The organism is Stenotrophomonas sp. YJH_SMC_19 (assembly GCF_059367915.1).
In genome coordinates this window covers 1-19,263 of the sequence record NZ_JCAFRI010000033.1, presented here as the reverse complement: position 1 = coordinate 19,263, position 19,263 = coordinate 1, and the positions used below count along the sequence as shown (strand labels likewise).

Sequence of the window (19,263 nt, the reverse complement as noted above, 5' to 3'; positions counted from 1 at the left end):
CTACAGCGGTTCGTATTCCACGCTGATCACCGCGAAGGTGAACTGGCCGCCGGGCAGTTCCACCGAAAATTCATCATCCAGCCGCTTCTTCAGCAGCGCACGCGCCAGGGGGGAATCGATGCTGATCCAACCCAGCCCAGCATCGGTCTCATCCGGCCCGACAATGCGATAGCGGCTGGTCTCACCGCTGTCCACGTTCTCCAGTTCCACCCACGCGCCGAAGAACACCGCCTGCGGATCGGTCGGCGTGGTGTCGACCACGCGTAGCGATTCCAACCGCTTGGTCAGGTAGCGCACACGACGGTCGATCTCGCCCAGCTGCTTCTTGCGATAGGTGTACTCGGCGTTTTCCGAACGGTCGCCTTCCGCAGCGGCCGCGGCCAGTGCCTTCACCACCTCGGGGCGGCGCACACGCCACAGGTCATCCAGTTCGGCCTTCAGCCGGACGTGGCCGGAGGCGGTGATCAGGGCGGTACTCTTTTCTGCAGGGGGACGCCAACGCGACATGTGGTGCGACTTCTTTTCAGGGGGACGATGGGGTCGGATCCTTTCCGCAGGAAAGGGATCCGACCCCAGTAGTGGCGGATCAGCGCTTGCCGCCGAAGATGCCACCCAGGATGCCACGCACGATCTGGTTGCCCAGCTTGGTGCCGACGGTGCGCGTGGTCTGCTTGGCCATGGTTTCGATCATGCCCTGGCGGCGCTTGGTGCCGAAGATCGCGTCCTTGATCGCTTGGCCGAAACCGCCTTCCTGCGCTTCGTCCTGCTCGCGGCTGCGCGCGGCCGGTGCCTGCGCCTGTTCGACGGTCTTCTGCGCACGCTGGGCCAGCAGTTCGGCGGCCGATTCGCGGTTGATCGCCGTGTCGTAGCGGCTGCCGACCGGGCTGCCGGCACGCACCTGGGCACGCTCGGCGTCGGTGATCGGCCCCATCCGGCAGCGCGGCGGCGCGATCATCGTCTGCTGCACCGGCATCGGCACACCCTTGTCCTGCAGCGTGGACACCAGCGCTTCGCCGGTACCGAGCTGGCTGAGCACCTTGGCCACGTCCAGCTTCGGGTTCGGCACGAAGGTCTCGGCAGCAGTCTTCACTGCCTTCTGGTCGCGCGGGGTGAATGCACGCAGCGCATGCTGCACGCGGTTGCCGAGCTGGCCGAGGATGTTGCCCGGTACGTCATCAGGGAACTGCGAGCAGAAGTAAACGCCCACGCCCTTGGAGCGGATCAGTCGCACCACCTGCTCGATGCGCTGCACCAGCGACGGCGGTGCATCGTCGAACAGCAGGTGCGCTTCGTCGAAGATGAAGACCAGCTTCGGCTTGTCCAGGTCGCCCACCTCCGGCAGCTGCTCGAACAGCTCCGACAGCAGCCACAACAGGAAGGTGGAATACAGCTTCGGCTTGAGCACCAGCTGGTCGGCGGCAAGGATGCCGATCATGCCGCGGCCGTCGTGATTGACCCGCATGATGTCGGCCAGTTCCAGGGCCGGCTCACCGAAGAAGTTCTCGCCGCCATCCTGCGCCAGGCGCAGCACCGACCGCTGGATCGCAGCGATGGACTGCGCGCTGACCAGGCCGTACTCGGTGGAGATGTCCTTGCGCTCCTCGGCCACCAGGCCGAGCAGGGCGCGCAGGTCGTCCATGTCCAGCAGCAGGCCACGGTCGTCGGCCAGCTTGAACACGATGTCGAGCACGCCGGACTGGGTGTCGTTCAACTCGAGGATGCGCGCCAGCAGGGTCGGGCCCATCTCGCTGACCGTGGTGCGCACCGGGTGACCCAGCTTGCCGTACAGGTCCCAGAAAATGGTCGGGCTGGCGGCCGGTGCGTAGTCGGCCACGCCGATCTCGGCGGCGCGCTTGAGCAGGTTCTCGGCGCCGGTGCCGGGCACCGCCAGGCCGGACACATCGCCCTTCACATCGGCCAGGAACACCGGCACGCCCAGCCGCGAGAAGCCCTCGGCCAGGGTCATCAGGGTCACGGTCTTGCCGGTACCGGTGGCGCCGGCCACCAGGCCGTGGCGGTTGCCGAGTTTCGGCAGCAGGGTGACGGCCACATCGTCGGTGATGCCTTTGCCGAGCAGAATCGGATCCATGGTCCAGCCCTTGTGGTGAATAGCCCAATGTTAACCGCCGGCGGTGACGGTCCGAAGGTCGGCTTGCCCGGACCTTGGCGGCGCCGCTACTCTGCCTGCCTGTTTCGCACACAGTGCCATCAATGCCCGTTCCTGTCCTGATTTCCCGCGGTTGGCCGCTGCTGGCCCTGGCCGGCCTGGTTTCCCTGGCGCCCGACGCCCATGCGCAGCGGGTTTCGGCCCGGGACAAGGTGAAGGTGGATGCGCTGCAGCAGCGCATGACCGTCGCCGAGAAGCGTTACAGCGATGCGCTGCTGCTGGTCGCCAATGCCGACCCCAAGGGCAGCAACGAAGCCGACGCCGCGCTGGAGGACATGGAAGATGTCCTCAACGACTGCGTGAAGCAGAAGGGCTGCCAGATGGGCACCCTGCTGGCCAGCTACAAGCGCTTGCTCAAGCACGACGCCGACGCGGCCGCCAGCGATGACGTGGCCGACGAGGGCGGTGATCGCCTGGAAGCCGACCCCGACCACATCGGCCCGCTTACCGCCGACGTACCGGAGGCCGCGCGCGCTGCCGCGCTGCTGAACGACAAGCGGCACGCCTTCGACAGCATGGTCGAATACAACCCGGCGGTGCAGGCCGGCATCCGCCGCTGGCTGACCGACATGCGCCCGGCGTTGCTGACCAGCTACGAGAACTACCAGAACCTGCGTGCGGTGATGTGGCCGGAGTGGGAGAAGCGTGGCCTGCCCGAAGCGCTGCTGTTCGGCATCATGGCCAAGGAATCCAACGGCCGCGTGCATGCCTCCTCGCGCGCCGGCGCGGCGGGCCTGATGCAGTTCATGCCGGCCACCGGCCGCCGCTTCGGCCTCGGCCCGGACGGCACCGGCTTCGACACCCGCTTTGACGCGCGCAGCGCCGCCGAAGCCAGCGCCAGCTACCTCAACGAACGCCTGCGCGAACTGAACAACAACGTGGAAATGTCGGTGGCCGCCTACAATGGTGGCGAAGGCCGCGCCGCGCGCGTGTTCAAGCAGAGCGCCGGGCAGAGCTTCTGGACCGACAGCGTCTACAACCAGTTCCCCGGCGAGACCAAGGACTACGTGCCGATGGTGATCGCCGCGGCCTGGATCTTCCTGCACCCGCAGCAGTACGGCGTGGAGTTCCCGAAGATCAGCGCGCAGCCGGCCACGCTGCGCCTGGCCAAGTCGACCACCATCTACGAACTGACCATCTGCCTGGGCAGCCACGGCACCCGCGATGGCTACATGCGCGCGCTGCGCAACCTCAACCCGCGCTATGAGGCCGATGGCTGGATCCCGGCCGGCACGCTGATCAATGCCACCACCCGCATCGCCGGCCTGTACCAGCGCAACTGCGTCAGTGGCCCGCGTGCCGACCTGGCCCGCACGCTGATCACCGCCGATCTGAACGCAGCAATCAAGCGCCCGGCCGCGACCAGCTACACCGGAAGCGTGGCCGTGGGCGGCGTGGTGCCGGTGGCCGATGCGGCCGCGTCCACCAGCGTGCCGACCACGCCGGTTGCTCCGGTGGTCACGCCGCGCCCGGCGGCGCGCCCGAAGCCGGTGCGCAGCCACAAGGTGGGCCGGGGTGAAACCCTGGGCGCCATCGCGGCCAAGTTCCAGTGCGACGTGCCCACCCTGGCCCGCGCCAATGGCCTGAAGGCCCCGGCCTACAGCCTGCGCCACGGCCAGACGCTGAAGCTGCAGGGCTGCGACAAGTAATCCCCCCGACCCTGGAATCCGCATGGACCTCGAAGACACCCGCAACCTGTTCGCCAACCTCCGCGAAAACACCGACTGGGACATCACCGGCCCGTTGCTGTGGGGGTACTTCTTCGTGCACTCCACTGCCGAGCCGTTGCAGGCACTGGCGCAGCACCTGCAGGCGCAGGGTTACACCTTCGTGGAATTGTTCGAACAGGATCCGGAAGAGGGCGACGCGCCGTTCCACGTGCTGCATGTGGAGCGCGTGGAGATCCACGACGAAGCCTCGCTTGACCGCCGCAACCAGGAATTCGCAGCGCTGGCCGCGGAGAAGGGCGTGGAAGACTACGACGGCATGGACGTCGGTCCGGCCCCGTCCCTGCAGTAACGCGCGACCGGTAGTGCCGGCCGCTGGCCGGCAATGCTCGACGCGTTGGATCAGCGGAGATGCCGGCAAGCGGCCGGCACTACCGAAGCCTCAGCGCAGCTTCGCCAGCGCCTGGCCCAGCTGCACCGGGCTTTCAGCGCCCAGCTGCGGGGCGAAGTCAGCCACGCCCGGCGGCAGCAGTACGATCACGGTGGAGCCGTAGTTGAAGCGCGCCATCTCGGCAAAGCGCTCCAGCCTGATGCCCTGGCCGCGGTAGTCCTTGCGGGTGATGCGGTCGCCATAGTGCGGAATCTCTTCGCCGCTCCACACGGTTTCCACCCCGGACACCAGCAGCGCACCGACCATCACGCTGACCATCGGGCCGAAGCTGGTGTCGAAGTGGCAGACCAGGCGCTCGTTGCGGGCGAACAGGCGCGGTACGCCGTTCACTGCCGCCGGACCAACGCTGAACAGGCGCCCCGGCACGTGCACGGTCTCACGCAGGGTGCCGGTCCACGGCATGTGCACGCGGTGGTAATCGCGCGGCGACAGGTACACCGTGGCGTAGAGGCCATCGTTGTATGGCTTGGCGTCCTCGTCACTGCCCAGCAGTTCGGCAGCGGTGAATGACTGGCCCTTGGCCTGGAAGATGCGGCCGGCCTCGATCTTCCCCAGCTGGCTGATGCGGCCGTCGGCCGGCATCACCAGGCTGCGCGGATCGGCGTCAGCCACGCGCGCACCCGGCTTCAGCGCACGGGTGAAGAACTGGTTGAACGTCGCATAGCTGCGCGGGTCCGGGTTGGCCGCTTCGTCCAGGTTGACGTTGAACTTGCGGGTGACCGTGTCGATCAGCCAGCGCGATACGCGCGGATCGTCCGAGTACGCCAGCGAACGCGCCATCGAGGACAGCAGGCGGTGTGGCAGGGCGTACGTCAGGGCGGTGGTGAGGCTCATGGGGCGGTTTTCTCGGTCAGCTTCTGCAGGTCGCGGGCAATGGCCGGCGCGTTGAACGGGGGGCGTACCAGGCCGGCAAGGCGGCCCTGCGGGTCGAGCACGGCCAGGCTGGCCGAATGCTCGACGGTGTAATCCTCGGGGTTCTCGTCGAAATGCTTGCCCGGCACCTTCTGGAACACGAAGCCCAACGAGGTGGCGAAGCGCTCCAGCGAGGGAACGTCAGCGGTGGCGGCCAGGGTGTCCTTGTGGAAGCCGTGCACGTACTCGCCGAGGCGGGTGGCGCTGTCGCGGTCCGGGTCGACCGAGATGAACAGCACGCGCGGGCGCAGGCTGTCGGGCAGGGCTTCCCACTGGTTCTGTGCGCCGGCCAGCTCGGCCAGGGTGGTCGGGCAGACGTCCGGGCAGAAGGTGAAGCCCAGGAATACCAGGGTCCAGTGGCCCTTCAGTTCGCCCGGGATCAGGCGGGTGCCGTCGGACTGGGCCAGGTTGAAGTCGGGCAGTTCGCGCGGCTGCGGGTACAGCGTGATCGCTTCGGTGGCCGGGGCATTGGCCGGCGGCTTCGGCGCGAACAGCTGCTGGGCGGCCAGCAGGCCGAGACCCGCCGCCAGGGCGATCAGCAGGATGATGCCGGCGTTGCGATTGAACATGGGGGCTCCCGCGCGAAGTGGGCCCCATCATACCGGCTGTGGCCCGAATCGTTTCCGCCGCAACGGATGCCGCCACGGGCGCCAGCCCCTATAATCGGGGGCCACTTTGCCCGCAGTACCGCCATGACCGCTGAAACGGCCGCCGAACTCCACACGATCATCGATCTGATCCGCTACGGCACCAGCCGTTTCAACGAAGCCGGACTGACCTTCGGGCACAGCTACGACAATGCGCTGGACGAGGCCACCCAGCTGGTGCTGCACAGCCTGCACCTGCCGCACGACCTCGGCCCGGCCTATGGCCAGGCGCGCCTGCTGCAGGCCGAGAAGCTGCGCGTGCTGGAGCTGTTCCAGCGTCGCATCGACGAACGCATCCCGGCCGCCTACCTGACCGGTGAGGCCTGGTTCGCCGGCCTGAGCTTCAAGAGCGACAAGCGCGCCCTGGTGCCGCGCTCGCCGATCGCCGAACTGATCGAATGCGGCTTCGAGCCGTGGCTGGCCGGCCGCGATGTCAGCCGTGCGCTGGACCTGTGCACCGGCTCGGGCTGCATCGCCATTGCCATGGGTCACTACTACCCGAACTGGGAAGTGGACGGCGTCGACCTGAGCGACGATGCATTGTCGCTTGCCGAAGAAAACAAGGAGCGCCTGCAGGCGCACAACGTCACCCTGCTCAAGTCGGACCTGTTCAACGGCCTGACCGGTCGCCACTACGACCTGATCGTCACCAATCCGCCGTACGTCACCAACGACGAGACCGATGCCCTGCCGCAGGAGTACTCCTACGAGCCGGAAATGGGCCTGCGTGCCGGCGACGACGGCCTGGACCTGGTGCTGAAGATCCTGCGTGACGCCCCGCTGCACCTGAGCGAGGACGGCCTGCTGATCTGCGAAGTGGGCGAATCCGAGCAGCACCTGATCAAGCTGCTGCCGGAAGTCGACTTCGCCTGGATCGAGTTCAAGGTCGGCCAGATGGGCATCTTCGCGGTCGAGTGCCGCGAGCTGATCGCCCACAGCGCGCGCATCACCGAACTGGCGGCGCAGCGCCCGTGAGCTCCAATTCGTTCGGCAAGCTGTTCACCGTCACCACGTTCGGCGAGTCGCACGGGCCGGCCATCGGCTGCGTGATCGATGGCTGCCCTCCGGGGCTGGCGCTGGACGCGGCCGAATTCGCCCATGACCTGCAGCGTCGCGCGACCGGCAAGAGCCGGCACACCTCGTCCCGCCGCGAGGCCGATGAGGTCGAGATCCTGTCCGGCGTGTACGAGGGCCTGACCACCGGCACGCCGATCGCGCTGCTGATCCGCAACACCGACCAGCGCAGCAAGGATTACGCGAACATCGGCCAGCAGTTCCGGCCAGGTCATGCCGACTACAGCTACTGGCACAAGTACGGCATCCGCGACCCGCGCGGTGGTGGCCGTTCCTCGGCACGCGAGACCACCATGCGCGTGGCCGCCGGCGTGGTCGCCAAGAAGTGGCTGGCCGAACGCTTCGGCGTGACCGTGCGCGGCTACCTGTCGCAGCTGGGCGACATCACCCCGGCTGGTTTCGACTGGTCGGCGGTGGAAGACAATCCGTTCTTCTGGCCGCATGCCGCACAGGTGCCCGAGCTGGAGGCGTACATGGATGCGCTGCGCAAGTCCGGTGATTCGGTCGGCGCGCGCGTGGACGTGGTCGCCGACAACGTGCCGCCGGGCTGGGGCGAGCCGATCTACGGCAAGCTCGATGGCGAACTGGCCGCCGCGCTGATGAGCATCAACGCGGTGAAGGGCGTTGAGATCGGTGACGGTTTCGCCAGCGCCGCACAGAAGGGCACCGAACACCGTGACCTGCTGACCCCGCAGGGCTTCGCCAGCAACCATGCCGGCGGCATCCTCGGTGGCATCTCCACCGGCCAGCCGGTGGTCGCCTCGATCGCCCTGAAGCCGACCTCCAGCCTGCGCCTGCCGGGCCCGTCGCTGGACACCGCCGGCAACGTGGTCGAGGTGGTCACCACCGGTCGCCACGATCCCTGCGTCGGCATCCGCGCCACCCCGATCGCCGAGGCGATGGTGGCGATGGTGCTGATGGACCAGGCGCTGCGCCATCGCGCGCAGTGCGGCGATGTCGGCACGATCACCCCGCGCATTCCCGGGCAGATCGATGGCTGACACGCGGCTGACCGTGTGGGTGAGCCAGCCGCTGATCGACGCGGCCATCGCGCCGCTGCGCGATCGCGTGCAGCTGCGCAGCACCGATGTGGTCACCGCCTGGTCGCCCGACCAGATCGCCGAACAGCTGGCCGGCGTCGACGGCGCGATCATCACCCTCAACGAGCGCATCGGTGCGGCCCAGGTGGCCGATGCCGCGCAGCTGCAGGTGATCGCCAATGTCGGCGTCGGCTACAACAACCTGGATGTCGATGCGCTCAGCGCAGCCGGCATCCTCGCCAGCAACACGCCGGACGTCCTGACCGAAACCAGCGCCGATCTCGGTTTCGCCCTGTTGATGGCGACCGCGCGCCGGATCACCGAATCCGAGCGCTGGCTGCGCGAAGGCCAGTGGCAGCAATGGTCGTTCCAGACCATGCTCGGCGCAGACATCCATGGCAGCACGCTGGGCATCCTCGGCATGGGCCGCATCGGCCAGGGCATCGCCCGCCGCGGCGCGCATGGTTTCGGCATGAAGGTGCTGTACCACAACCGTTCGCGCCTTCCGGCCGAGACCGAGGCTGCGCTCGGCGCGACCTACGTGGACCTGGACACGCTGCTGGCGCAGTCCGACCACCTGGTCACCGTGCTGCCCTACACGCCGGCCTCGCATCACATCATCGATGCGGCTGCGCTGGCGAAGATGAGGCCCTCAGCCACCCTGGTGAACATCGCCCGCGGCGGCATTGTCGACGAACTGGCGTTGGCCGACGCGCTTGCCCGAGGCCGTCTGGCCGCTGCCGGCCTGGATGTCTACGAGGGCGAGCCGACGGTGCGCCCCGAACTGCTGGCGCTGCGCAATGTCGTGCTCACGCCGCATATCGGAAGTGCCTCGCTCGCCACGCGCACGGCGATGGTACAGCTGGCCGTGGATAATCTGGTTGCCGGGCTCGGCCTGGATGGCGCACCCTCGTGCATGCCGAGCGCGATCAACGCTGACGCGGCGATGGCCGCGCGCGTGACGCTGGGCAAAAAAACCGGGAAACGATAGGGAACCTCCGCGCGCCCCGCTTGAGGAGGTTCCCCGAACCCAGCTGTCGTGCGTGTTTCTTCCCCATTCCCGTTTTCGTGAGAGTTCCCCCATGAGCAATGCACAGCGCAGTTTCCACGTCGCCGTCGTCGGTGCCACCGGTGCGGTCGGCGAGACCATGTTGTCGATCCTGGCCGAGCGTGGTTTCCCGGTCGGTACCCTGAGCGTCCTGGCTTCCGAGCGTTCGGCCGGCGGCGAGATCGAATTCAACGGCCAGAAGGTCAAGGTGCAGGACCTGGCCACCTTTGATCCGAGCGGTGTCGAGATCGCGCTGTTCTCGGCCGGTGGCAGTGTGTCCAAGGAATACGCACCGAAGTTCGCCGCTGCCGGTGCGGTGGTGATCGACAACTCTTCGGCCTTCCGTTACGACGATGACGTGCCGCTGGTGGTGTCCGAGGTCAATCCGGAACAGGTGGCCAACCGTCCGCGCGGCATCATCGCCAACCCGAACTGCTCGACCATGCAGATGCTGGTGGCGCTGGCGCCACTGCACCGCAAGTACGGCATCGAACGTATCAACGTCTCCACCTACCAATCGGTGTCCGGCGGCGGCCGTTCGGCTACCGAGGAACTGGGCAAGCAGACCGGCCAGCTGCTGAGCTTCCAGGAAATCGATCCGCAGCGCTTCCCGGTGCAGATCGCCTTCAACCTGATCCCGCACATCGACGACTTCCAGGACAATGGCTTCACCAAGGAAGAAATGAAGCTGATCTGGGAAACCCGCAAGATCCTCGGCGACGACAGCATCCTGGTGAACCCGACTGCGGTGCGCGTGCCGGTGTTCTACGGCCACTCCGAGTCGGTGGCGATCGAGACCCGCGACAAGGTCACCGTCGCCGAAGCGCGCGCGCTGCTGGAGCAGTCGCCGGGCATCGAAGTGGTGGATCGTCACGAAGCCGGTGGTTACCCAACCCCGGTCACCCACGCCTCGGGCACGGACGCGGTGTACGTCGGCCGCATCCGCGAGGACCTCTCGCACCCGCGCGGCCTGAACCTGTGGATCGTGTCGGACAACGTGCGCAAGGGCGCGGCGTTGAATGCCGTGCAGCTGGCCGAGCTGGTCGCCGCCGAGCAGCGCTGATCACAGCGGTTGCCTCACCGGTAGTGCCGGCCGCTGGCCGGCATTGCCGTGATCCTTGTGCCGGAGTGCATGCCGGCCAGCGGCCGGCACTACCTAAAGGGTCTTTCCGGTGGGTGCGGACCCCGGTCCGCACGCTTTATAGTGTCGCCCATGAATAAACGGGCCAGGGGCGCAAAGCGCCCGCTCCTCTATCTTTCCACCGCGCTGCTGGCCCTGGCCAGCAGTTCGGCACTCGCATTGGGCCTGGGAGACATCCGTGTCCTGTCCAAGCCGGGGCAGCCATTGCTGGCCGAAATCCCGGTGGTGTCGGCGGACCCGTCCGAACTGGAAAACCTGCGCGTGGCGCTGGCCTCGCCGGTCACCTTCGAACGCGTCGGCCTGCAACGGCCGACCGGGCTGGTCAGCGAGCTGCAGTTCGAGCTGACCCGCAATGCGCAGGGCAGGGCGGTGGTGCGCGTCACCTCGCAGGCCCCGGTGGAGACGCCATCGCTGAGCTTCCTGATCGAAGCTGACTGGGGCCAGGGCCGCCTGGTGCGCGAGTATTCCGCGCTGGTCGACGCGCCGTCCAGCGCACTGGCCGTGGCCGAGCCGGAGATCGTCGCGCCGGCAGGCACGCTCTCCAATACCATCGTGCGCGAACCTGCACCGGCTTCGGCAACGGTGCCAGCGGCAGAGGCGCCCACTACGCCGCCACCTGCGGTGGCGCCTGCACCGGCACGCCCGCGTGCGGCCTCCGCGCCGGTCGCTGCACCGGCGGCCGATGGCAGCGTCACCGTACAGCGCGGTCAGACCCTGTCGCAGATCGCCAGCGCGGTGGCGCGTGGCAACCAGGTCAGCCGCGACCGCGCGATGATCGCCCTGCTGCGCGCCAATCCCGAAGCCTTCATCCGTGGCAACGTCAATCTGCTCAAGCAGGGCGCGGTGCTGCGCGTGCCGGGCAGCGATGCGCTTGCCGCTGTCGATGCCGCCGAGGCCACCGCGCTGGTACGCGAGCACGCCGCGCAATGGCGGCAGGCGCGCACCGTGCCGCAACCGGCGGGTGCGGTCGCGCCGGCCGCCAAGGCGGCAACCGCGAACGCTTCTTCCCCGGCTGCCGCCAACGGGGCACGACTTGAGATCGCTCCGGCGCTGGCGTCCGACGCCGCGCACGCGGGCACAACCACCGGCACCGCTGCCGGCAGCGAGGGTGACATGCTGGGCAACGAACAACTGCGACAGGCGCGTGAGGACATCGCCACCCGCGATGCCGAGATCGGTGAACTGAAGCAGCGCGTGGCCGATCTGGAGAAGCTGAAGGAACAGCAGCAATCGCTGATCGCGATGAAGGACAACGACCTGGCCGCCGCGCAGCAGCGCCTGGCACAGGCGCCGGGTTCCCGTGATGCGGCAACGCCGTGGTACTGGCTGGGGCTGCCGGTGTTGCTGTTGGCGGCGGGCGCGGCCTGGCTGCTGCGTCGTCGCAAGCCGTCGCCGCTGCCGCCGCTGCGTGAGGAAGACGATGCCGCCGGCCTGGCCGCAGCGGTGCCGGCAGGTGCGGCGCTGGATACGCTGGCCGAGCAGTCCTCGTGGTCGTCGGCTGTTGCCGACAATGGCCGCCAGGAACCGGCGATGCCTGCCTGGGCGACCGAAACCGAAGTGCACGACGTGGTGGTCGCCGAACCCGTCGCCGAGCACGCGGTGCGGGCCGAATGGCAGGCCGAGACACTGCGCGACGAGGACGCGGTGGCGTTGCCTGAAGCGGTGACCGATCTGCCGCGCTGGGACGATTCCGCAACCACCGGCGACGAGGGTGTCGTCGCCGAGCCGCTGCAGGACGAACGCGTTGTACCGCAGGCGCCGGCCGAAGTGGCGGTGCCGGACTACGCACTGCATGCCGAACAGCAGCCGCAGTTCCGCGGAGTGTTCGATCTGCCGGCTGACGCGCATGAGAACGAGGCTCCGGCGGATACCGTACGTCCGGAAGCCATCGACAGCATCGACGATGGCAGCGTCGAGGCCTCTCATTCCGACGATATCGCGCCGAGCGCGGCCGCGCCCGTCGGCGACGCGGGCTGGTCGCCGCGTGCCGGCCAGGAGCGCCTGGAACTGGCCATTGCCTACCTCGATCTGGGCGACGCGCAGACCGCGCGCACCCTGTTGCTGGAAGTCGCCGAAGGCGGTGACCTGCACAGCCAGGCCCAGGCCCGCGAACTGCTGGCCCGCCTGCCGTGACCGAACCTGCCGACAAGGACCCTGCCATGAGCCGCGAGCGTCGCATCGACTACGTTGAATTCGCTTCCAGCGACCCGGCCGCAAGCCGCGCCTTCTTCGAGAAGGTGTTCGGCTGGTCGTTCGTCGATTACGGCAGCGACTACACGGCGTTCGACGATGGCCGCCTGCAGGGCGGCTTCTTCCGCGGCCAGCCGCAGCGGGCCAGCGACAGCGGCGCACCGCTGCCGGTGCTGTATGCCGACGCACTGGCACCGGTCGAGGCCGCCGTGCGCGACGCCGGCGGCGAGATCGTGCGCCCGGTGTTTTCCTTCCCCGGTGGCAGCCGCTTCCAGTTCGTCGAGCCCGGTGGCAACGAACTGGCGGTCTGGTCCGAACGCGATCCGGCCTGAGCGCCGCCCCATACGCAATATCGAGGTAGCACATGCGTTACGCGCTTGGCGTCGAATACGACGGCAGCGATTTCAGGGGCTGGCAGAACCTGGGCGAGGGCGGTCCCAGCGTGCAGGCCAGCCTTGAGCAGGCCCTGTCGTCGGTGGCCGATACGCCGCTGCAGGTGGTCTGCGCCGGCCGCACCGATGCCGGCGTGCATGGCCAGTGCCAGGTCGTCCATTTCGATACCGACGTGGTGCGCGACCCGCGCGCCTGGATGCTGGGCACCACCACCCGCCTGCCGCGCTCGATCGCGGTGCGCTGGTGCGTGCCGGTGGCCGACGACTTCCACGCCCGCTTCTCGGCACGCGCGCGCCGCTACCGCTACCGCCTGCTCAACCGCGAGGTGCGGCCGGCGCTGGACCGGCAGACCCTCAGCTGGGAGCGCCGGGCGCTGGACGAGACGCTGATGCACGCCGCCGGCCAGGCCCTGATCGGCGAAAATGACTTCAGCGCGTTCCGCTCCGTGCAGTGCCAGGCGCTGCATGCGCGGCGTGAGCTGCAATCACTGCAGGTCAGCCGCCAGGGCGAAGTGATTGAAGTGGCCGTGCAGGGCAATGCATTCCTTCATCACATGGTCCGCAATATCGTCGGATCGTTGATCCTGGTGGGCAGCGGTGAAAAACCGGTGGAATGGATCGCCGAACTGCTGGCCGGGCGCGATCGCACCGTAGCCGGTCCCACCGCACCGCCGCAGGGCCTGGTGTTCCTTGGGCCCCTGTACCCCGACAACTGGCATCTGCCCGCCGAGGTCACGCTATGAGCCGCTCCTACTACCGCACGCGCATCAAGTTCTGTGGCATGACCCGTGCCGGCGATGTCCGCCTGGCCGGTGAGCTGGGCGTGGACGCAGTGGGTTTCATCTTTGCCCGCGAGAGCAGCCGCCGGGTTGCGCCTGCCGAAGCACGCGCGATGCGCCAGGCGATCGCGCCGATGGTTGATGTGGTGGCCCTGTTCCGCAACAACAGCAAGGAAGAGGTGCGCGAGGTGCTGCGCACGGTGCGGCCAACCCTGCTGCAGTTCCATGGCGAGGAAGACGAGAGCTTCTGCCGCAGCTTCAACATGCCCTATCTGAAGGCGATCGCCATGGGGGGGCGGGAAGAGGTCAATGCGCGCACGTTGCAGCTGCGTTACCCGAGCGCGGCGGGGTTCCTGTTCGACAGCCACGCTCCCGGCGGCGGCGGCGGTACCGGCGTGGCCTTCGACTGGGGCCGTATCCCGACCGGCCTGCACCGGCCGTTCCTGCTGGCCGGTGGGCTGAACCCGGAAAACGTCTACGACGCTGTGCTGGCCACGCTTCCCTGGGGCGTGGACGTGTCCAGCGGCATCGAACTGGAGCCGGGCATCAAGGACGGCTACAGGATGCGCACCTTCGTCGAGGAAGTGCGCCGCGCGGACTGCACGGTCCTGGAGTGATCCGCGCCCCCTGAGGGCGCACCCGGAACGTCATCGCCGACGGTGCATTCCGCCGGGTCTGTGTTCTTGCCTGTCGCGTGCCGTGCCATGAAGGCGGACGTCTACTGAATGCGGTGAGCATCCCACTTTCGGGTAATTCAGGATCCAGCGCCAGGAAGTCGACACTCCCGAGCATCTGATCGGACACAATGGGCCCGGCCTGACCTGGCTGGGTGCGATGCGGTGTGCGTGTCGCTGGCCGCACCCCTGAGATACGCCTTGGTTTTCGAACGAGGACGCAATGGATATGCCCCATCTCTCTTCCCACCGTATCCGCCTGGCCCGCCTGACGATCATGCCCGACCTGCTGCTTGCATTGGGCGCGTGTGCGGGCGGTGACTCGTCCGCCCCGACCGCATCGGCACCGGCCGCTGCCACACCGGCAGGCGCAGCCGCCACAGCACCGGCGACGGTTCCGGCGGCAGCACCGGCTGCCGACGGCCTAGCGGCGCTGATCCAGGCCAGTGGCGTGAAATGCAGCAACGCCAATACGGGCAGCGGCTGCACGGCCGGCGATGTGGACAGCGGTGATTTCTACGATGTCGAACTGTCGCCGGACTGTGGCGACCAGGGCTTCTTCGCGGGCGTAGCCGACGCCAAGGGCGTGGAGACGTTGAATGCGGTGCCATCCACCGGCAGCAAGGCCAGCGTGACCGCAAAGCTGTCGAAGGGGCAGCTGGTCTGCGTGCAGGGCATCGGGCGTACCGGACAGAATCCGCTGTTCTATTACGTCGTGGCGGTTCCCGCAGCAACGGTCGGCAAGTGCAAGGGCAACACGTTGTGTGACACCTATGGCGACAGGCCGATCACTGGCCTGGCGAACACGGGGGGCGAGGCCTGCCATGTGGCGGCGCCGGGACGTTACGCCGGGAACTGCGCGCAGGGCTGGGTCAGTGCGGACGTGCTCGACGTGTTTTCCAACGGAATGTAATCACGGTATCGATGCGGCCGACAAGCTGCAGAGCATCACGGTGCAGGATGGCAAGGCGTTCGTGATCGGCGCGACGCCGGGCTTCCGCACCGCCATCGATCTGGCTCAGGCGCCACCGCCGCTGGAGCAGGCCAGTGCCAAGCTGCTGGCAGATCCGTCGCACCAGCAGCGGGTGCATGAGGAGCAGCAGCGGGTCGCGATGGGCGGTCGCTGAGGCTTGTGTTGCCGGCTTCGGGGGCGAACGCCACCCGGAGCCTTGTCTCATCGCAGCTGTGCTGCTGCCCAGTCGGCCAGGGCGTCCACCCGTGCATCGGCCGGGCCATCCGGCCGCGCCAGCACCCAGAAGCCGCCGGTGGCGGTAAATCCCCACGGTGCGACCAGCCGGCCTGCGGCCAGGTCTTCGGCCACCAGCGGTTCCGGTGCGATCGCCGGGCCCAGCCCGGCTACCGCGGCTTCCAGCAGGTAGTACAGGTGCTCGAAGGCGGTGCCCAGCTGCAGCTTCGACACGTCCAGATCGTGCGCCTGTGCCCATGCCGGCCATGCCTGCGGCCGTGAGCTGGTGTGCAGCAGCGTCTCCTGCAGCAGCGCCGACGGCGGTGCATGCCGCAGGCGCTGCGCGGCCGGATGCGATGGCGCCACCACCACGCCGACCCGTTCCGGCGCCAGCTCGCGTACCTGCCAGCCTCGTGGCCACGGCCCCTGCGCCAGCAGCAGCACCGCGTCCAGTGCGGCCTGCGCCTCGGTGAAGCTGCCATCCAGCGCCGACCACTGCAGGCGCACGCCGGGCAGGGCAGCCTGCAATGCTGGCAGTCGTGGAATCATCCAGCGCGCCAGCACGCTGCCACTGCAGCCCAGTACCAGCGCCGGGGCTGCTGTCGGCCGCCGCAGTTCGCGCACGCAGTCTTCGATGCCGCTGAAGGCCTCGCTGCATGCTGCCTGCAGCCGCGTGCCCGCAGCGGTCAGGCGCAGGCCACGGCCGGCCCGCTGGAACAACGCCAGGCCAAGGTGATCCTCCAGCAGCTTCAACTGCCGGCTGACCGCGCCGTGGGTGACGTGCAGGTCCTGCGCGGCCCGCCCAACGCCGCCAAGGCGGGCCGTCGCTTCGAACGCGCGCAGCGCATTGAGGGGAGGCAGCAGGGAACGGCTCATGTGAGATTTCCTGACGATATGCGCCAGATAATATCCATTTTCCGGTCATGACCCGTGCGCTAGAGTATCCACCTGTCTGAACCACCGGTCGTATCCATGTCTGCCTCCCCCATTGCCGACTATCACGCCTTCCCGGATGCCCAGGGCCACTTCGGCCGCTATGGCGGCAGTTTCGTTGCCGAAACCCTGGTCGGTCCGCTGCAGGAACTGGCCCAGGCCTATGACCAGGCGCGCCAGGATCCCGCATTCCAGCTGGCCTATGACCGCGATCTGGCGCACTACGTGGGCCGGCCGAGCCCGATCTATCACGCCCAGCGCCTGAGCGATCACGTCGGTGGCGCGCAGATCCTGCTCAAGCGCGAGGACCTGAACCACACCGGCGCGCACAAGATCAACAACACCATCGGCCAGGCCTTGCTGGCCGCGCGGATGGGCAAGAAGCGCATCATTGCCGAGACCGGGGCCGGCCAGCATGGCGTGGCCAGTGCCACGGTTGCCGCGCGGCTGGGCCTGGAATGCGTGGTGTACATGGGCGCCACCGACATCGAGCGGCAGAAGATCAATGTTTACCGCATGAAGCTGCTGGGCGCGACGGTGGTGCCGGTCACTTCCGGCTCGGCCACCCTGAAGGACGCACTCAACGAAGCGATGCGCGACTGGGTGACCAACGTGCAGGACACCTTCTACATCATCGGTACGGTCGCCGGTCCGGATCCGTATCCGCGCATGGTCCGTGACTTCAACGCCATCGTCGGCCGCGAAGCGCGTGAGCAGATGCTGGCCGAATACGGCCGCCTGCCCGATGCGATCACCGCCTGCGTGGGCGGCGGCAGCAATGCCATCGGCCTGTTCCATGCCTTCCTCAACGACCGCCAGGTCGAGATCGTCGGCGCCGAAGCCGCCGGTGACGGCATCAACACCGGCCGTCACGCCGCTTCGATCGCTGCCGGTCGCCCGGGTGTGCTGCACGGCAACCGCACCTATGTGCTGTGCGACGACGACGGCCAGATCATCGAGACCCACTCGGTATCAGCCGGCCTGGACTATCCGGGCGTCGGCCCGGAGCACGCATTCCTGGCCGATACCGGTCGCGCACGGTACCTCGGCATCACCGACGAGGAAGCGCTGCAGGCTTTCCATCTGCTGGCGCATACCGAAGGCATCCTGCCGGCACTGGAGTCCAGCCATGCGTTGGCGCAGGCGATCAAGCTGGCGCGTGAGCGACCGCGTGACCAGATCGTCCTCTGCAATCTATCCGGCCGCGGTGACAAGGACGTGCACACCATCGCCGCGCGCGAAGGGCTGGTCCTGTGAGCGCGCTGCTGCGCAACAGCGGCGTGCTTCTGCTGGCGTTGGGCCTGGCCGCGTGCCAGCCGCCGGAACCGCCGGTGCTGGCACCGGCCGCCAAGGCCACCACGCAGCCGGCCCAGCAGCCGGCCGCCAATGATGACCTCGACCCGATGGCGCGTACGCCGATCGTCGATCCACCGTCTGCGCAAGGCGCGGACAGCGACGACGTGCCTGCAGTGGCCTCGGTGGCGCTGGATCATGCCGGCGAGGTGCTGGTCGGCCAGCACATGAGTGACCTGAAGGCCCTGGGTCCCTGGAAAGCGCAGGGCGCGAAGGAGTTCTTCGAAGGCGACTGCGAGTACTACGATGGCAAGGCGCTGCCGGCCGGCGTGTCGATGATGACCGATGACGAGCGCGTGGTGCGTTTCGATCTGAAGCCGGGTGACGACCCGGAGCTGCCGGTTGAGCAGCCCGGTCCGTTTGGCCTGCGCGTCGGCATGACCCGCGCACAGGCCATGGCGCAGTTTCCGAATCCGCCGGTGTCCAGTCCGCATGCCTATGACGGCGACCAGGGCGAGTACCTCACCTGGCAGGACCCGGGCTCGGACCTGGGCATCCGCCTGGAACTCTATGAAGGGAAGGTCACCCGGATGTACTGGGGGACCAGCGATGCGATTGAACTGATTGAAGGATGTGCCTGAGATGCCCGTATCCCGACTCGATGCCTGTTTCCAGCGCCTGCGCGAGCAGCAGCGCAAGGCACTTATCCCCTTCGTCACCGCCGGTGATCCCTCGCTGGAGGCCACGGTGCCGGTCATGCACGCGCTGGTCGATGCCGGTGCCGATGTGATCGAGCTGGGCGTGCCGTTCTCCGACCCGATGGCCGATGGCCCGACCATCCAGCGCAGCTCCGAGCGCGCGCTGGCACGGGGGGCTGGCAGCCGCTACGTCCTGCAGGCCGTGGCGCAGTTCCGCGAGCGCGACGCGCAGACCCCGGTGGTGCTGATGGGCTACCTCAACCCGGTGGAGATCCATGGCTACGCGGCCTTCGCCAAGGCCGCCGTCGACGCAGGCGTGGACGGCGTACTGCTGGTCGACCTGCCGCCGGAAGAAGCGGGTGAAGCGCAGCAGGCCTTCGATGCAGCCGGCCTGGCACTGGTCCTGCTGGCGTCGCCGACCACCAGCGAAGCGCGGGCCGACAAGCTGCTGGCGCTGGCCCGTGGCTATCTCTACTACGTCAGCTTTGCCGGTGTCACCGGCGCGTCCGAACGCCTGGACAGCGATGCCGCCAGTGCCCGCCTGCAGGCCCTGCGCGCGCGCGCTTCAGTGCCGGTGGTTGCTGGCTTCGGCATCAAGGACGCCGCCAGTGCGGCGGCGATGGCGCGCCAGGCCGATGGCGTGGTGGTTGGCAGTGCACTGGTGGCGGTGTTGGCCGAAGCGGGCTCGGCTGAAGAGGCCGCGCAGCGCGCTGGAGCTTTCCTGGCCCCGCTGCGGCAGGCGCTGGACGCGTAACGGTCGTGCCGGCCGCCGGCCGGCATCTTCCTGACGGCCACATGCAAGTGCTGCCGGCCAGCGGCCGGCACTACCCATGGGTCTGCACGTAAGGGGCTGCCGGCCAGCGGCCGGCACTACCCATGGGTCTGCACGTAGGGGCTGCCGGCCAGCGGCCGGCACTACCCCTGGGTCTGCACGTAAGGGGCTGCCGGCCAGCGGCCGGCACTACCCATGG

Annotated in this window: 19 protein-coding genes and 1 pseudogene; 15 read left to right on the top strand and 5 right to left on the bottom strand. The window is 68.1% G+C overall.

Features of this window, described 5'->3' with window-relative positions:
- Complete coding sequence (gene greB / locus AC5P5R_RS21190) at positions 1 to 507, bottom strand: transcription elongation factor GreB (RefSeq protein WP_100438781.1); 507 nt, start codon at positions 505 to 507, stop codon at positions 1 to 3.
- 79 nt (positions 508 to 586) lie between these two features.
- The gene (locus AC5P5R_RS21185; RefSeq protein WP_164281708.1) at positions 587 to 2,089 is read right to left on the bottom strand and encodes a helicase HerA-like domain-containing protein; all 1,503 of its coding nucleotides are present in this window, start codon (positions 2,087 to 2,089) and stop codon (positions 587 to 589) included.
- Positions 2,090 to 2,211: 122 nt separating this feature from the next.
- On the opposite strand from AC5P5R_RS21185, the gene AC5P5R_RS21180 reads away from it, so the two are divergent.
- The gene (locus AC5P5R_RS21180; protein ID WP_043034818.1) at positions 2,212 to 3,816 is read left to right on the top strand and encodes a transglycosylase SLT domain-containing protein; all 1,605 of its coding nucleotides are present in this window, start codon (positions 2,212 to 2,214) and stop codon (positions 3,814 to 3,816) included.
- A 22-nt stretch (positions 3,817 to 3,838) separates the two neighbouring features.
- Positions 3,839 to 4,186 carry a ribonuclease E inhibitor RraB gene (locus AC5P5R_RS21175; RefSeq protein ID WP_005410490.1) on the top strand — a complete coding sequence of 116 codons (348 nt, stop codon included), beginning with the start codon at positions 3,839 to 3,841 and terminating at the stop codon, positions 4,184 to 4,186.
- A gap of 90 nt (positions 4,187 to 4,276) precedes the next feature.
- Here the strand turns inward: AC5P5R_RS21175 and asd are convergent, their stop codons facing one another.
- Together asd and AC5P5R_RS21165 are read right to left on the bottom strand one after the other, a co-directional pair.
- Positions 4,277 to 5,119 (bottom strand): archaetidylserine decarboxylase, encoded by an 843-nt coding sequence (gene asd, locus AC5P5R_RS21170; RefSeq protein ID WP_005410489.1) that lies wholly within the window; start codon positions 5,117 to 5,119, stop codon positions 4,277 to 4,279.
- Complete coding sequence (locus tag AC5P5R_RS21165; RefSeq protein WP_005410488.1) at positions 5,116 to 5,766, bottom strand: SCO family protein; 651 nt, start codon at positions 5,764 to 5,766, stop codon at positions 5,116 to 5,118. The genes asd and AC5P5R_RS21165 overlap by 4 nt, the downstream gene beginning before the upstream one ends.
- 123 nt (positions 5,767 to 5,889) lie before the next feature.
- Here AC5P5R_RS21165 and prmB point away from each other — a divergent pair, with 123 nt between their 5' ends.
- The 10 genes and pseudogenes from prmB to AC5P5R_RS21115 all read left to right on the top strand — a co-directional run.
- Positions 5,890 to 6,819, top strand: a complete 930-nt coding sequence (gene prmB, locus AC5P5R_RS21160) for a 50S ribosomal protein L3 N(5)-glutamine methyltransferase (protein WP_005410487.1) — start codon at positions 5,890 to 5,892, stop codon at positions 6,817 to 6,819.
- On the top strand, positions 6,816 to 7,919 hold the full coding sequence (gene aroC / locus AC5P5R_RS21155) for a chorismate synthase (protein ID WP_100438780.1): 1,104 nt from the start codon (positions 6,816 to 6,818) through the stop codon (positions 7,917 to 7,919). The genes prmB and aroC overlap by 4 nt, the downstream gene beginning before the upstream one ends.
- Positions 7,912 to 8,949, top strand: coding sequence for a 2-hydroxyacid dehydrogenase (locus tag AC5P5R_RS21150; protein WP_100438779.1), 1,038 nt, complete (start codon positions 7,912 to 7,914; stop codon positions 8,947 to 8,949). Before aroC ends, AC5P5R_RS21150 begins: the two co-directional genes overlap by 8 nt.
- A gap of 91 nt (positions 8,950 to 9,040) precedes the next feature.
- Positions 9,041 to 10,069 (top strand): aspartate-semialdehyde dehydrogenase, encoded by a 1,029-nt coding sequence (locus AC5P5R_RS21145; protein ID WP_005410484.1) that lies wholly within the window; start codon positions 9,041 to 9,043, stop codon positions 10,067 to 10,069.
- Between the two features lie 150 nt (positions 10,070 to 10,219).
- The gene (locus AC5P5R_RS21140) at positions 10,220 to 12,280 is read left to right on the top strand and encodes a FimV/HubP family polar landmark protein (RefSeq protein WP_111723020.1); all 2,061 of its coding nucleotides are present in this window, start codon (positions 10,220 to 10,222) and stop codon (positions 12,278 to 12,280) included.
- A gap of 26 nt (positions 12,281 to 12,306) precedes the next feature.
- Positions 12,307 to 12,669 carry a VOC family protein gene (locus AC5P5R_RS21135; protein ID WP_100438777.1) on the top strand — a complete coding sequence of 121 codons (363 nt, stop codon included), beginning with the start codon at positions 12,307 to 12,309 and terminating at the stop codon, positions 12,667 to 12,669.
- Between the two features lie 32 nt (positions 12,670 to 12,701).
- Positions 12,702 to 13,472 carry a tRNA pseudouridine(38-40) synthase TruA gene (gene truA / locus AC5P5R_RS21130; RefSeq protein WP_012480891.1) on the top strand — a complete coding sequence of 257 codons (771 nt, stop codon included), beginning with the start codon at positions 12,702 to 12,704 and terminating at the stop codon, positions 13,470 to 13,472.
- Positions 13,469 to 14,125 carry a phosphoribosylanthranilate isomerase gene (locus tag AC5P5R_RS21125; RefSeq protein WP_005410480.1) on the top strand — a complete coding sequence of 219 codons (657 nt, stop codon included), beginning with the start codon at positions 13,469 to 13,471 and terminating at the stop codon, positions 14,123 to 14,125. Before truA ends, AC5P5R_RS21125 begins: the two co-directional genes overlap by 4 nt.
- 280 nt (positions 14,126 to 14,405) lie before the next feature.
- Positions 14,406 to 15,095, top strand: a complete 690-nt coding sequence (locus AC5P5R_RS21120; protein WP_100438776.1) for a hypothetical protein — start codon at positions 14,406 to 14,408, stop codon at positions 15,093 to 15,095.
- Between the two features lies 1 nt (position 15,096).
- A pseudogene (locus tag AC5P5R_RS21115) lies at positions 15,097 to 15,309 on the top strand (peptidoglycan-binding protein); the annotation flags it as partial.
- 47 nt (positions 15,310 to 15,356) lie between these two features.
- Here AC5P5R_RS21115 and AC5P5R_RS21110 read toward each other — a convergent pair.
- Positions 15,357 to 16,244: a LysR family transcriptional regulator gene (locus AC5P5R_RS21110; protein ID WP_024958314.1), complete on the bottom strand. Its 888-nt coding sequence runs from the start codon at positions 16,242 to 16,244 to the stop codon at positions 15,357 to 15,359.
- A gap of 96 nt (positions 16,245 to 16,340) precedes the next feature.
- On the opposite strand from AC5P5R_RS21110, the gene trpB reads away from it, so the two are divergent.
- The 3 genes from trpB to trpA are packed head-to-tail and all read left to right on the top strand — an operon-like array spanning position 16,341 to position 19,046.
- Positions 16,341 to 17,558: a tryptophan synthase subunit beta gene (gene trpB / locus AC5P5R_RS21105; protein WP_005410476.1), complete on the top strand. Its 1,218-nt coding sequence runs from the start codon at positions 16,341 to 16,343 to the stop codon at positions 17,556 to 17,558.
- The gene (locus AC5P5R_RS21100; RefSeq protein WP_062606181.1) at positions 17,555 to 18,235 is read left to right on the top strand and encodes a hypothetical protein; all 681 of its coding nucleotides are present in this window, start codon (positions 17,555 to 17,557) and stop codon (positions 18,233 to 18,235) included. The genes trpB and AC5P5R_RS21100 overlap by 4 nt, the downstream gene beginning before the upstream one ends.
- A gap of 1 nt (position 18,236) precedes the next feature.
- Positions 18,237 to 19,046: a tryptophan synthase subunit alpha gene (gene trpA, locus AC5P5R_RS21095; protein WP_024958316.1), complete on the top strand. Its 810-nt coding sequence runs from the start codon at positions 18,237 to 18,239 to the stop codon at positions 19,044 to 19,046.
- Positions 19,047 to 19,263 lie beyond the last annotated feature (217 nt).